We start from the raw sequence: 12,949 nt of genomic DNA, 5'->3' as shown, positions 1-12,949 counted from the left end.
TTTCTCCCGGTATGTCCGTTCTATTCCGTTACCGGGCACCGACATACGAGGCCAGGTGCTCACCGGTGAGGGTCGAGCGGGCCGCGACCAGATCGGCGGGAGTGCCCTCGAAGACGATGCGGCCGCCATCGTGACCAGCACCGGGGCCGAGGTCGATGATCCAGTCCGCGTGCGCCATGACGGCCTGGTGATGCTCGATGACAATGACCGATTTGCCGGAATCCACCAGGCGGTCCAGCAATCCCAGCAGATTCTCCACATCGGCCAGGTGCAGACCGGTGGTGGGTTCGTCGAGGACGTAGACCCCGCCCTTCTCCCCCATGTGGGTGGCCAGCTTCAGCCGCTGCCGCTCACCGCCGGACAAGGTGGTCAACGGCTGCCCGAGGCTCAGATAGCCCAGCCCCACCTCCGAGAGATGCTGCACGATCTTGTGCGCGGCAGGGATTCTCGACTCTCCGGTGTCGAAATACCCCAGGGCCTCGCTGACCGGCATGGCCAGCACCTCGCTGATATCGCGTCCGCCCAGCTTGTATTCGAGCACGGCGGCCTGAAAGCGCTTGCCCTCGCACTCTTCACAGACGGTGGCGACCCCGGCCATCATGGCCAGATCGGTGTAGATCACGCCAGCGCCATTGCAGGTCGGGCACGCGCCCTCCGAATTCGCGCTGAACAGTGCGGGTTTCACGCCGTTGGCCTTGGCGAAGGCCTTGCGCACGGGCTCGAGCAGACCGGTGTAAGTGGCCGGATTGCTGCGCCGCGAACCGCGAATCGCGCCCTGGTCGATGGAGATCACGCCCTCCCCCGCCGGAATCGAGCCGTGCACGAGCGAACTCTTGCCCGATCCGGCGACACCGGTGATGACGGTCAGTACCCCGAGCGGGATATCGACATCGACCTTCTGCAAGTTGTTGGCCGACGCGCCGCGAATCTGCAATGCGCCATTGGACTTTCGCACCGAGGTTTTCAGCGCCGCCCGATCGTCGAAGTGCCGTCCGGTAATGGTGCCGCTCTTGCGCAGCCCCTCGACGCTGCCCTCGAAACACACCGTGCCGCCGCCGGATCCGGCGCCCGGCCCGATGTCCACGATGTGGTCGGCGATGGCGATGGTCTCGGGCTTGTGTTCGACCACCAGCACCGTATTGCCCTTGTCCCGCAACCGCAGCAGCAGATCGTTCATGCGCGCGATATCGTGCGGGTGCAGCCCCACGGTCGGCTCGTCGAACACGTAGGTCACATCGGTGAGCGCCGACCCGAGATGCCGAATCATCTTGACGCGCTGGGCCTCTCCACCCGACAGCGTGCTCGACGCCCGATCCAGGCTCAGGTACCCCAGCCCGATCTCCACGAACGAATCCAGCACGCCCTGCAGCGATTCCAGCAGCGGCGCGACCGACGGCTCCTGCAGCCCGCGCACCCACTCGGCCAGATCGCTGATCTGCATGGCGCACACGTCGGCGATGCTGAGCTTCTTGATCTTCGACGACCGCGCCAGCTCGCTGAGCCGCGTGCCGCCGCATTCGGGGCAGACCTGGAAGGTCACCGCGCGTTCGACGAAGGCCCGCACATGCGGCTGCATCGAGTCGATGTCCTTGGAAAGCATGGATTTGCGGATCTTGGGGATGAGCCCCTCGTAGGTCAGGTTGATGCCCTCGACCTTGATCTTGGTGGGCTCCTTGTAGAGCAGGTCGTTGAGCTCGCGCTTGTTGTATTTCTTGATCGGCTTGTCCGGGTCGAAGAAGCCGCTGCCGATGAAGATCCGCCCGAACCAGCCGTCCATGCTGTAGCCGGGAATCGTGAACGGGCCCTCGTTGAGCGATTTGCTGTCGTCGTAGAGCTGGGCCAGATCGATGTCGTTGACCGCGCCGCGCCCCTCGCACCGCGCGCACATGCCGCCGGTAATGCTGAAGCTGCGCCGCTCCTTGACCTGCTTGCCGCCCTTCTCCACGGTCACCGCGCCCGCACCGCTGATCGAGGCGACATTGAACGAGAACGCCTGCGGCGAGCCGATATGCGGTGTGCCCAGGCGGCTGAACAGAATCCGCAGCATGGCATTGGCGTCGGTGGCGGTGCCGACCGTGGAGCGCGGATCACCGCCCATGCGCTGCTGATCCACGCTGATCGCGGTGGTCAGACCCTCGAGCACATCTACCTCGGGCCGCGCCAGATTCGGCATGAAGCCCTGTACGAACGCGCTGTAGGTCTCGTTGATCAGCCGCTGGGATTCCGCGGCGATGGTGTCGAACACCAGCGAGCTCTTGCCCGACCCGGACACGCCCGTGAAGACCGTGAGCCGCCGCTTGGGCAACTCGACCGAGACGTCCTTGAGGTTGTTGACCCGCGCCCCGACCACGCGAATCAGATCGTGGCTGTCGGCGGCGGGCAGGGCGGTCGGCGTGGACTTCGGCTTGGCCATGCGGGTCTCCATCTGTACTGGGCGGTCCGGTCGGGGCGGCTCGAGGCCGGGTCAGGCGATCTGCTGGATGCGGACGAGATTGCCCGCGGGGTCGCGCAGCGCGAAGTCGCGCACGCCGTAGGGCTGGTCGGTGGGCTCCTGCACGACCTCGACGATGTCATTGCCCTGCAACTTCTCGAAGGCGGCGTCGACGTCCTTGGTGGCGAGCAGGATCGCGCCGTAGGTGCCCTTGGCCATCATTTCGACAATGAGCTTGCGCTCGTCCTCGGTGATGCCGGGATCCACGGCGGGCGGGGTCAGCACGATGGAGGTCCCGGGCTGATCGGCCGGGCCGACGGTCAGCCAGCGCAGCCCGTTGTAGCCGACATCCTTGCGAAGTTCGAAGCCGAGCGCGTCGCGGTAGAAGGCCAGGGCGGCCTCGGCGTCGTTGTGCGGGAGGAAACTCGCGTTGATGGTGATATCCATGCTGATCAGGCTAGTTGCGCGGAGCTTGCCCGGGCTTCTCGATTCCTGATCGGTCTGGTCACCTGTTTCTCCACGCACGACGGCATGCCCTCGGGCGCGTCGGCCATCTCCTGCTTGTAGACGCTCGGCGGCATCCCGACCAGTTCGGTGAATCGGGTGCTGAAGGTGCCCAGCGAGGAACAGCCGACCGCGAAACACACCTCGGTGACGCTCAGCTCCCCGATCCGCAGCAGCGCCATGGCCCGCTCGATACGCCGCGTCATCAGATACGCGTACACCGATTCCCCGTACGCGGCCTTGAACTGCCTGCTCAAATGCCCCGCCGACAGGTGCGCGTCCCGCGCGAGCGCCTCCACGTCCAGCGGCTGCGCGTACTCCCGATCGATGCGATCGCGCACGCGCCGCAGCCGCTTCAGATCACTGAGGCGCTGCTCCTCGGCGGGTTTGCTGCTCACCCGAGCATGGTCGCACGCCCGACCGACACCCCGGTGACGGCGTGCCCGGTGTTTTCGGGCTACCCTGCAAACGTTTTGTCAGGTAACAGTTTTGCCTTGACACAAGACATACGGGGGACCGGTTCGTCCGGAAGACCGACAGACACACCTGATGATGTGGCCGAGCGTGGCCCGAGGACTGGAATCAACTGATCGATGAAGCTCTCTGCACTACGTAACAGGACCGCCCTGCGGACCGCCGCCGTCGCCCTCACCGCCGCGCTGTCCGTGGCACTGGCCGCGGGCTCCGGCTCGGCGGACCCGGCGGACAAGCCCTCGGCCATCAGCTCGATCCAGAAGGACGGGCGCACCTGGCATCTGAAGGTCTACTCCGCGGCCATGGGCAAGGACATCCCGGTCGACGTCCAGCGTCCGGTCGACGAATCCCAGCCCGCGCCGAACCTGTGGATGCTCAACGGCCTCGACGGCGGCGAGGGCACGGCCAGCTGGAACGCCCAGACCAATGCCCTCGGCTTCCTGGCCGACAAGCAGGTCAATGTGATCCAGCCGATCGGCGGCCGCGGCTCCTACTACACCGACTGGATCAAGGACGACCCGCAGCTCGGGCGCAACAAGTGGACGACGTTCTTCACCGAGGAACTGCCGCCGCTGCTCGACGCCGCGCTGGGCTCGACCGGTCTGAACTCGCTGGCGGGCCTGTCCACCTCGGGCACCTCGGTGCTGCAGCTGGCCGAGGCCAAGCCGGGCCTGTGGAAGTCGGTGGCCGCCTACTCCGGCTGCGCGCAGATCGCCGACCCGATGGGCAAGCAGTTCCTCAAGTTCGCCGTGGAGACCTGGGCGGGCGGCAACACCCAGAACATGTACGGCCCGGACGACAGCCCGCTGTGGGCCGCCAACGACCCGGTCATCAATGCCGAGAAGCTGCGCGGCACCCAGCTCTACATCTCCAGCGGCAGCGGCATTCCGGTGATGAAGGACGTGGAGTACTACACCAAGTCCGCCCCCGGCCCGCAGGGTGACATCAACCTGGCGCTGGGCATGATCATCGAGGGTGGCGTGGACTCGTGCACCCACAACCTCAAGGCCAAGCTGGACTCGATCGACATCCCGGCGACCTACCAGTTCGATCCGGTCGGCACCCACTACTGGCCGTACTGGGAGACCGCCCTGCACAACTCGTGGCCGATGCTGGCCTCGGGCATGGGGATCTCCGCCTGACGGCTCCCGACATACGACAGCGCCGCATCGCCTTCGGGCGTTGCGGCGCTGTTGCTTTACTGCGGCGCTGTCGTTTTCAGCGGGTGGCGCGGTCCGGAATGCTGAACGGGCTGCGGGCGATGCGGCCGCCGAGGCGTTCGTTCACCGCGAAGCCGTGGCGGCGACACCACTGGGCCAGGATCGGGACCGCGGAGGCGTCGTCGCGGAAGGTCGGGACGAGCTGGCCGACGATGTAGAGGTGGTGGGCGTCGGCGGCGCGGCAGAGGTGTTGCAGCACGGCCGTGCCCAGGCCGGTGCCGCGCAGTTCCGGGTGCACGGTGATGTTGTCGAGTTTGACGGTGTCGGCGTAGATCTCGAAGACCACCTCGACCAGCGGGTCGGATCGGCGCAGGGCCTCGATGTCGAACGGGACCGGTCGCAGCACGCCGGGCAGGTGTTCCGAAAGCCGTTGGCGCGCGGCCTCGTCGGGGGCGGTGCGGGTGATGTCGAGGAGGTCCTCGGTGAGGTCGGCGACCACGCTGCGATCGCCCACGGCGGCCAGTGGGCGGGCCTGTTCGGCGGCTCGGGCGAGGGCGTGCAGGCGGCGGGTCCAGGACGGGTCGGTGCCCGCGTAGCGCGGAATGAGCTCGGCGAGGGTGTCTTCCAGGCACAGGGCGGTGCCGAGGCTGCGCAGGTACGCCCCGGAGAGCACACCCCAGCGGTGGTCGTCGGCCCCGACGCCGTGCACGGCCAGATCGCGCACCAGGGCGTCGCGGCGGGCGGTGGCGCGGGTGACCGGCGAGCGGGGCAGGCGTTGGATCCAGCTCCAGCGTTGCCAGCCGGTCAGATTGGCGCGGATACGCGTGGTGGCGATGTCGGCGCTCGCGTCGAGATAGTTGCACAGCGCTTGCTGTCGGCGCTGCAGCAACTCACCGGCGCGATCGGGCACCGGCTGGTCCGGTGGCGTCTGATCCTCGCTCATAGCGACCTAGGCTAGCGTCCAGTTAACTCCGTGCTGATCATCGGCGCGCAGAAATTCGCGCTACCAGTGGAAACGGGCACCGGCACCGTCGGGAACACCACCTGATCCGGGACCGAAACTCTGCGGAAAGAAGGTTTGCTGAGGCGCAGCCAGATCCAGATCGACCACTCGGTCCAGCAGCCCGAGTTCATAGCGGGCGGCCTGTTTGCGCGTCCATCCGGTCGAATGGCGCAGCGCGGCACGGGCTTTGCGGCGGCGGTGATAGGTGAGCAGCGGGGCCAGTCCGGCCTCGGTGCCGATGGCGCGGGCCTGCGGGCGCGCGATGAGGTCGCGGAACCAGTGCCGCTCGGTCTTCAGTACCCAGGCGTAGGCGATGACGAAAATGAGCAGGTCGATGAGGATCGGCAGGTAGGTCGAGAGCAGGGCCGGGCCGGGTGGCCGCGGGGCGTCGAAGAGGAAGTGCATGGTGAAGGCGAGGGCGTAGAAGAGCGCGAAAACGCCGAGCCGCCAACCCCACGACCGGTCGGTCCGGATCAAGAGCACGACGATGCCGACACCGGCGAGCGCCGACATGGCCCAGTGCGAGGTGAGCGCGGTGATCAGGCGCAGCACCGCCACCAGCAGCACGTCGACCACCGGATCCTGCGGGGAGGACAGCGCGGTCTGGGTGCTGTAGAGGCAGTCCTCGGCGATCTGCGCGCCCAACCCGACCGACGCGCCGAGCAGCAGGCCGTGCATGGGCCGGGTGAGCCGGGACCGGAACAGCAGCGCCACCACCGCGATACCGATGGCCTTGATGTACTCCTCGTCGATGGGCGCGGTGATGGCCGCGCTCCAGCTGATGGCGAACCGGTCGCCGAAGGCATTGGTGATCGCGCGACTGAGGTGGTCGTTGGCCCACATGGCCAGGCCGGTCCACACCGTGGCACCCCAGATCGCGCCCATCATCATCGGCGCGACCAGGTGACGGCGGGCCCGGAAGGGGTCCAGCGCGAACAGGATTCGACCGATGATCAGCAGGGTCAGCGCGGTGATGGGCAGGGCGGCCAGGGCGGGCACGCCCGCGAACCACACCTGCCCCGCGGCCTGCAACAGGAACAGCAGGGGCCCGATCATGACGGCCAGGCAGTAGACCCAGAACAGCAGCGACCGCGGCTGAAACCAGCTCATGCTTGCACCGCCTTGCTCGAGTTCAGCACATCCGCGATCATGCGGAGCCCGGCCTCGCGGGTGGGTCCGGTGACCGTGATGGTCACGGCCACGTCGCCGCTGTTGGCCACCGCGCAGACCCCGCCCACGGTGTCGGGCAGCACGCAGGTGAGGCCGTGCCAGTCCCCCGCGTACACCTCTTGCCCGTCGAATCGCACGGTGACGCCGGCGGCCTGCAGCGGGAGCAGCATGCGCGGTGCGGCCGTGGCGAAATCGGTGATGCCGTCCACCACCGACACCGACAGCCGCTGCTCGCCGTTCTCGGATTTCAATACCGCGATGGATTCGTCGCCGGTGGCGAGCTGCCGCATCCGCTCGGGCGCCTGGAAGGTCACGGCATTGGCCGGGTCCGGCCCGCCGTGCACGGCCCCGATCCCGGTGGCGGTCAGCGTGATGCTGGTACCCGCCGCCACCTCGGTCTCCCTGGTCGGCACCGCCGCCGACAGCAGCGGCGGCACGATCAGGGCGACGCTCAGCGCGCCCACCGCCGCGATCGCGGGCCCTACCGAATACCCAAGGCGCACCATGCGTTTCCACCTCTCGGCTCCCTGACGCAACGTCCGGGGACGCGGCGGCGTTCCGGACGCCCGAATCAGAGCCCCGAGCCCCGCCCGCCTGACGCTTGCCGCGAGTTAACCACACCGGCACGGCCGAGGCAGTCCGAAGCGCCGTGCTAGCGCCGGGGTGTGACCGGCGACCGCTCGGTTTCGTGGATGACCACACGACGCGCCGGTCCGCCGACGTCACGCGGGAGCGGATGGGTGACAGCTACTCCGAACGGGTGGATCCCTCCCCGATGCGAGGCGGACCCGGACTCGTACCGGGCGAAAATCGGTGCGCCCGAGCGAATCCGGGCGCGCGGGGTATCGCGGTTTCCGAGGACATGGGCGGTGGTTACGAGGTTCGGGCGATGACGGCGTCGGCGATGCTGCGTAGCCCCGCGACGGCATCGGGTGGGAAGGGAGCGCGGGCGAGGGTGCGTTGGACCTGGAGCCAGCGGTCGCGGATCATCCGTTCGACCTCGGGGCGGGCGGTGGCGGTGAGGATTTCGCGGCAGCGGGCCGCGCCGCGGGCGTCGAGGCGGGGGTTGCCGATGAGGGCGTCGAGTTGGGCGCGGTGTTCGGGGGTGGCGTCGCGGAGGGCCAGGGCGAGCAGGACGGTGTGTTTGCCCTCGCGCAGGTCGTCGAGGGTGGATTTGCCGGTGCGGGTGGGGTCGCCGAACACGCCGAGCAGGTCGTCCTGGAGTTGGAAGGCCTCGCCGAGCGGCACGCCGTAGCCGGACAGGGCCGCGAGGACCTCGGGGCTCGCGCCCGCCAGGGCCGCGCCGAGCTGTAGTGGGCGCTGCACGGTGTAGGCGGCGGTCTTGTAGCGGATGATCTCGAGGGCCTGGTCGAGGTCGCGGGTGGGGCGTCCGGTGGTGAGCAGGTCCAGGTACTGCCCGTAGTTCACCTCGGTGCGCATGGCGTCGAGAATCGGTGTGGCGGCGGCGTTCTGGGCCGCGGTCAGGCCCGCGGTGTGCAGCAGTTCCTGGGACCAGACCAGGCCGAAGTCGCCGATCAGCAGGGCCGCGTGGGTGCCGAAGCGGGCGGCGGCCGACCGGTCGTGGACGGTGCGTTTGCGGTCGGCGACGGCGCGGTGCACGGTCGGTTGGTCGCGGCGGGTGTCGCTGTCGTCGATGATGTCGTCGTGGATGAGCACCGCGGCGTGGAACAGCTCCACCGCGGCGGCCACCCGCACCACGGAATCGGGGAGTTCCGCCCCGCCGCCGGCGTACCAGCCGAGCACGCAGAACAGCGGGCGGATGCGTTTGCCGCCCGCGAACAGGAACGAGCGCACGGCGTCGACCACGTCGGCGGGCAGTCCGGCCGCGGCGGCGGATTCGGCCTTGCGGCCGAGGAATTCGTACAGGGCGGCTTCCACCCGCACCCGTATGGCGGTGCGGTCCATCGGCGTCACGTCGATCGTGGGGGTACTCATGGGGTGTCCTCCGATCCGGTGTTCTCTGCGGTGGTCCGCGCCCGCGCCAGTTCGGCGGCCTCCTCCAGCAGCGCCTCCACGATCTGGTGTTCGGCGACGGTGCGCACCACCCGACCGCGAACGAAGATCTGCCCCTTGCCCTTTCCGGAGGAGACGCCGAGATCGGCCTCGCGGGCCTCGCCGGGCCCGTTCACCACGCAACCCATGACGGCGACCCGCAGCGGGTGCGGGAAGCCCTCGAAGGCGGCCTCGACCCGCTGGGCCAGCCGGTGGATGTCGACCTGCACCCGCCCGCAGCCCGGGCAGGAGACGATCTCGAGCTGGCGGGGCCGCAGGCCCAGCGATTGCAGAATGTGGTTGGCCGCCTTGACCTGTTCCACCGGCGGCGCGGAGATGGAGACGCGGATGGTGTCGCCGATGCCCTCGGCCAGCAGGATGCCGAAGGCGACCGCGGATTTGATGGTGCCCTGCACCAGCGGCCCGGCCTCGGTGACGCCGAGGTGGATCGGATAGTCGCAGCGTCGGGCCAGCAGTCGGTTGGCGGCGATCATGGTGCGCGGATCATGGTGTTTCACCGCGATTTTCAGGTCGCGGAAACCGTGTTCCTCGAACAGCGCGGCCTCGTGCAGCGCCGAGTCGACCAGCGCCGCGGCGGTGGCGGCCCCGTGTTTGCTGAGCATGCGCGGATCCAGCGAGCCCGCGTTGACCCCGACCCGGATCGGAATACGCGCCGCCGCCGCAGCCTTGGCGATCTCGCCGACCCGGTCGTCGAATCGTTTGATATTGCCGGGGTTCACGCGCACGGCCGCGCATCCGGCGTCGATGGCCGCGAAGACGTAGCGGGGTTGGAAGTGGATGTCGGCGATGAGGGGCAGCGGCGATCGGCGCACCAGCACGGGCAGGGCGGCCGCGTCCTCGGGTGTGGGCACCGCGACGCGCACGATATCGCATCCGGCCGCGGTGACTTCGGCGATCTGGCGCAGGGTGGCGTCGATATCGCGGGTGGGTGTGGTGGTCATGGTCTGCACGGAAATCGGCGCGCCGCCCCCGACGGGTACCCGGCCGATCCGAATGCGGCGGCTGCGGTGGCGAATTCGCGACGGTGGCTCGAGTTCGAGCCGCGTGGTGGTCATGAGTGAACCCCAAAAGCTTTGACAGAGAATTATTTTCGACTACGCCGAAAAGGGCGAAAAGATCCACGCCGCCCGCCGATCGAACGACCGATCGCAGGCGAGTCGAGAGTTCTTGCACGACAGGTGAATACGGGCGGCAACTCTATGCGGCACGGATCGGGCTCGGGCGATACCGAGCACTGCGCGTGCGCTGATGTAGTCGAATTGTACCGTTCAGCCGTCGGAGTTCGTGAGCTGTTCGGCGAGCTCGCGCAGCACCGCGCGCGCCGGTGCGGCCACGTGCATATCGTCCACGGCCCGCAGCGCGTGCTCGCGGCGCTCGGTGATCATGCCCTCGATCTCCGCGCGCGCACCGACTTCGGTCATGATGTCGCGGCACAGGGTCGCACCGCTCAGGTCCAGGCCCGGATTGCCCAGCAGCGCACGCAATTCGACCGCGGTCGCACCGACCGCGCGGTCGAGGGCGGAGGCCACCAGGGCGGTGTGTCTACCGGCGCGCAGATCCTCGAGCCGGGTGCCGACCCCGGCGCGCTCGCCGTAGACCCGATGCAGATCCTCGGCCAGATGCACGGCCTCGCCCAGGGCGCGGGCGTAAACCGACAGTGCGGCAAGGGTGTTCTCGTCGGTCCCGGCCAGCCGCGCGCCCAGTCGCAGCGGCCGTTCGCAGGTGTAGCCGACGGTCTTGTAGCGGATGATCTCGAGCGCGCGCTCGAGGTCGGCGACCGGTTCACCGGCGGCACGCAGGTCCAGGTATTGGCCGTAGACGACCTCCCCGCGCATGGCCGACATGTCCGCGCACGCCGCCGCGCGCTGGCGAGCGCTCAGATGCGCGGAGAACAGCAGCTCGTCCGACCAGACCAGGGCCAGATCACCGACGAGTACCGCGGCGTGTCGCCCGCGGCGATCCCGGTCGGGCTGGTGCGCGAAGCGCGCCGCCATGGCGCACGCCGTGGTCGGGAATCCGCGTCGGGTGAGCCGACGTTCGATGACATCGCGGTGAATGAGCACCGCGGCGTGCTGCAGTTCCAGGGCCGCGGCCACCCGGATCACGGCCAGCGGCAGCCGTTCGCTGCCGCCCGCGGCGAACCAGCCCAGCACGCACAGCAGGGGCCGGATGCGTTTGCCGCCGCCGAAGACGAACGAGTGCAGGGCGTCGACCAGGTCGGCCGGTAATCGTTCCCGATCGCCGCGGCGCGCCTTGTCGGCCAGGAACCCCTCGAGCACGGCGTCCACCCGCTCCCGCACCCCCGCCATCTCCCCGGGGACGGTCCATTCCGCACACGCGATCTCGGCCATGTCTTTTCGCCCCTTCTCGGTGCGGAACGGAAAGCATCGAAGGTCTTTCGCCGCAACAGATCTCGACGATCAAATGCGACACGCCACTACTGTTGTACGCCATAGCGTTTCGGTACGGCGCGACAGCGCGCACCGTAGATCCCCGGGTGCGCAGTGGATCCCGTTAGCCCTCAGCCAATGAGTAAAAAGCAACCTGAACCGAGAAAAGTGTAATACGGATGATCGCCGACGGTAAAGCGTTACCTCTCAGCATCTCTGCGGGCCGAGGCCGAAGACGGGGCCGAGGCCGCCGCGCGCGGGACATGATCCTCGCACCCGACGGCCTCGGTGGCTCGAATGCCGAAATCCGCTGTCCCCCAACAGCTATTCGGCATCCCCTTACAGCAGCTCGGCCAAGCCCTTCAGCGGTCCGGGCAGCCCGGCCACATGCTTCTTGATGCCCGCCGCGACCGGATGCGGCGTCTCGGCGCGCAGCCGGTCCAGCTCGGTCTGCATGGTCTCGACCGTGCTGGTGTAGTAGCCGTCCACCAGATCGGCGTCCTCCGGATCACCCGGCTGGGTCGACCAGTCCAGGGCCGGAAGGAAGCTGACGGTCACCGAGGCGGGCAGCGGGATCTGCGGCAGGATCGGCGCGACGCCGAAGGGCAGACCCAGCGTGTACGGAAACACCTTGGCGCGCACCAGCTTGTCCAGCTGCAGCAGTCGCGCGGTGCGTTCACCGCGGCTGAGCACGAAAATCGAGTCGTGCCCGCCGTTGGCGACCGCCGGAATCACCGGAACCCCCAGTTCCAGCGCCAGGCGGATGAAGCCCTTGCGGTCGGCGAAGTCGATCTTGCCGCGATCGGTCCACGGGCGGCACGCCTCCCAGTCGCCGCCGGGGTAGACCATCACCGCGCCGCCATCCTTGAGCCCCTTGGCCGCGGCCTCGCGCGAGGCCGGAATCACGCCGAACTTGCGCAGGCTCTCGCCGAGAATCGGTGCGCGCAAAAGGATGTCGTGCGCGACGCCGTAGCTCGGCTCGCCGGGGCGGCGGTCCATCATGGCCATGAAGGTGATCCACACCTCGGGAGCCCAGTAGATGGACGAGTGATTGCCGATCACCAGGGCCGGGCCGGACGCGGGCAGATTCTCCACGCCGGTCACGGTCGGGGTGAAGTAATCGGTGTAGGCGCGCGCCAGCGGCAGCAGCGGGTGGTTCGGGTCGGGCATTGCCGTCTTCTCGGTATCGGTCATGAGCCATTCCTGTCGATTGCTTTGCCGGGGACGGGCGGCACGCAACGACACCTCACGACGAATCAACGTCGGGCCGAATTGAATTGCCCCCGGGTCACATCCCCATTGATAGCTCCGACGGCCGCGCATGCGCGGTCCGGTTCAGCGTACGGACGTCGCTGCGTTGCGACAGATGCCCGTCACCGTCCTCCTGCACTTTCGACGGTACCAACCCCAAGCGCTTGCTTGGTAGGAAGTGTGCGGAATCCAACATTCGTCCCACTACTCGGGTGCGACGCGCGAGCAGCGCCTTAGGATGGCCGATTCCCTTGCCCCCGGGCGAGATCGGATCGACCATGGCGGGATGCCGATACTGCTGGCCGATCCGGTTCCGGACTACAGCCATACCTCGATCTGGGTGGGCACGGCCATCCTGCTGATCGGTCTGGCGGCCCTGCTGGTGTACATGCTGCGGCGGCGCTAGACGTCGCGGCGACGGGCGCCGCGCAATCCCGGTCCCGAGACATACCGTGCGGCATAATTGTTGCCCGTAATCAGCCAGCGCTGTCTCGGCGTGTTTGCATCACGATCCTCCCGCTCCTCCATGGTC

The 12,949-nt window shown here is 68.2% G+C and carries 11 protein-coding genes; 1 reads left to right on the top strand and 10 read right to left on the bottom strand.

Annotated elements, in window-relative coordinates; genetic code table 11:
- Window positions 1-28: 28 nt before the first annotated feature.
- The 3 genes from VMT65_RS30500 to VMT65_RS30490 are packed head-to-tail and all read right to left on the bottom strand — an operon-like array spanning window position 29 to window position 3,333.
- Window positions 29-2,413: an excinuclease ABC subunit UvrA gene (locus VMT65_RS30500; RefSeq protein ID WP_326311968.1), complete on the bottom strand. Its 2,385-nt coding sequence runs from the start codon at window positions 2,411-2,413 to the stop codon at window positions 29-31.
- Window positions 2,414-2,464: 51 nt separating this feature from the next.
- Window positions 2,465-2,878, bottom strand: coding sequence for a VOC family protein (locus tag VMT65_RS30495; protein ID WP_326311967.1), 414 nt, complete (start codon window positions 2,876-2,878; stop codon window positions 2,465-2,467).
- A gap of 5 nt (window positions 2,879-2,883) precedes the next feature.
- Window positions 2,884-3,333, bottom strand: a complete 450-nt coding sequence (locus tag VMT65_RS30490) for a helix-turn-helix transcriptional regulator (protein ID WP_326311966.1) — start codon at window positions 3,331-3,333, stop codon at window positions 2,884-2,886.
- Window positions 3,334-3,528: 195 nt separating this feature from the next.
- Between VMT65_RS30490 and VMT65_RS30485 the strand changes: the two genes are divergently transcribed.
- Window positions 3,529-4,551 (top strand): alpha/beta hydrolase, encoded by a 1,023-nt coding sequence (locus VMT65_RS30485; protein WP_326311965.1) that lies wholly within the window; start codon window positions 3,529-3,531, stop codon window positions 4,549-4,551.
- Window positions 4,552-4,627: 76 nt separating this feature from the next.
- Here the strand turns inward: VMT65_RS30485 and VMT65_RS30480 are convergent, their stop codons facing one another.
- The 7 genes from VMT65_RS30480 to VMT65_RS30450 form a co-directional block, all read right to left on the bottom strand.
- Window positions 4,628-5,512, bottom strand: coding sequence for a GNAT family N-acetyltransferase (locus tag VMT65_RS30480; RefSeq protein WP_326311964.1), 885 nt, complete (start codon window positions 5,510-5,512; stop codon window positions 4,628-4,630).
- A gap of 60 nt (window positions 5,513-5,572) precedes the next feature.
- Complete coding sequence (locus tag VMT65_RS30475) at window positions 5,573-6,682, bottom strand: PrsW family glutamic-type intramembrane protease (protein WP_326311963.1); 1,110 nt, start codon at window positions 6,680-6,682, stop codon at window positions 5,573-5,575.
- Window positions 6,679-7,248 (bottom strand): hypothetical protein, encoded by a 570-nt coding sequence (locus VMT65_RS30470; RefSeq protein WP_326311962.1) that lies wholly within the window; start codon window positions 7,246-7,248, stop codon window positions 6,679-6,681. Before VMT65_RS30470 ends, VMT65_RS30475 begins: the two co-directional genes overlap by 4 nt.
- A gap of 367 nt (window positions 7,249-7,615) precedes the next feature.
- On the bottom strand, window positions 7,616-8,698 hold the full coding sequence (locus tag VMT65_RS30465) for a polyprenyl synthetase family protein (RefSeq protein WP_326311961.1): 1,083 nt from the start codon (window positions 8,696-8,698) through the stop codon (window positions 7,616-7,618).
- A complete protein-coding gene (gene ispG / locus VMT65_RS30460; RefSeq protein ID WP_326311960.1) occupies window positions 8,695-9,831 on the bottom strand; it encodes a flavodoxin-dependent (E)-4-hydroxy-3-methylbut-2-enyl-diphosphate synthase in 1,137 nt (378 codons plus the stop codon). Before ispG ends, VMT65_RS30465 begins: the two co-directional genes overlap by 4 nt.
- Before the next feature lie 213 nt (window positions 9,832-10,044).
- Window positions 10,045-11,127, bottom strand: coding sequence for a polyprenyl synthetase family protein (locus tag VMT65_RS30455; RefSeq protein WP_326311959.1), 1,083 nt, complete (start codon window positions 11,125-11,127; stop codon window positions 10,045-10,047).
- 378 nt (window positions 11,128-11,505) lie between these two features.
- Window positions 11,506-12,360: a lysophospholipid acyltransferase family protein gene (locus tag VMT65_RS30450; RefSeq protein ID WP_326311958.1), complete on the bottom strand. Its 855-nt coding sequence runs from the start codon at window positions 12,358-12,360 to the stop codon at window positions 11,506-11,508.
- Window positions 12,361-12,949: the final 589 nt, after the last annotated feature.

This window comes from Nocardia sp. CDC153 (assembly GCF_035818515.1).
Classification (GTDB): Bacteria; Actinomycetota; Actinomycetes; order Mycobacteriales; family Mycobacteriaceae; genus Nocardia.
The sequence above is the reverse complement of the archived record's forward strand: the minus strand, read 5'-3'. Positions and strand labels throughout refer to the sequence as shown.

What these genes read in the sequence shown, in the direction of transcription:
- VMT65_RS30480 (WP_326311964.1), bottom strand. Translation starts at nt 5,512, where the DNA reads ATGAGCGAGGATCAGACGCCACCGGACCAGCCGGTGCCCGATCGCGCC.
- VMT65_RS30450 (WP_326311958.1), bottom strand. Translation starts at nt 12,360, where the DNA reads ATGACCGATACCGAGAAGACGGCAATGCCCGACCCGAACCACCCGCTG.
- VMT65_RS30470 (WP_326311962.1), bottom strand. Translation starts at nt 7,248, where the DNA reads ATGGTGCGCCTTGGGTATTCGGTAGGGCCCGCGATCGCGGCGGTGGGC.
- VMT65_RS30485 (WP_326311965.1), top strand. Translation starts at nt 3,529, where the DNA reads ATGAAGCTCTCTGCACTACGTAACAGGACCGCCCTGCGGACCGCCGCC.
- VMT65_RS30495 (WP_326311967.1), bottom strand. Translation starts at nt 2,878, where the DNA reads ATGGATATCACCATCAACGCGAGTTTCCTCCCGCACAACGACGCCGAG.
- VMT65_RS30465 (WP_326311961.1), bottom strand. Translation starts at nt 8,698, where the DNA reads ATGAGTACCCCCACGATCGACGTGACGCCGATGGACCGCACCGCCATA.
- VMT65_RS30475 (WP_326311963.1), bottom strand. Translation starts at nt 6,682, where the DNA reads ATGAGCTGGTTTCAGCCGCGGTCGCTGCTGTTCTGGGTCTACTGCCTG.
- VMT65_RS30455 (WP_326311959.1), bottom strand. Translation starts at nt 11,127, where the DNA reads ATGGCCGAGATCGCGTGTGCGGAATGGACCGTCCCCGGGGAGATGGCG.
- VMT65_RS30500 (WP_326311968.1), bottom strand. Translation starts at nt 2,413, where the DNA reads ATGGCCAAGCCGAAGTCCACGCCGACCGCCCTGCCCGCCGCCGACAGC.
- ispG (WP_326311960.1), bottom strand. Translation starts at nt 9,831, where the DNA reads ATGACCACCACGCGGCTCGAACTCGAGCCACCGTCGCGAATTCGCCAC.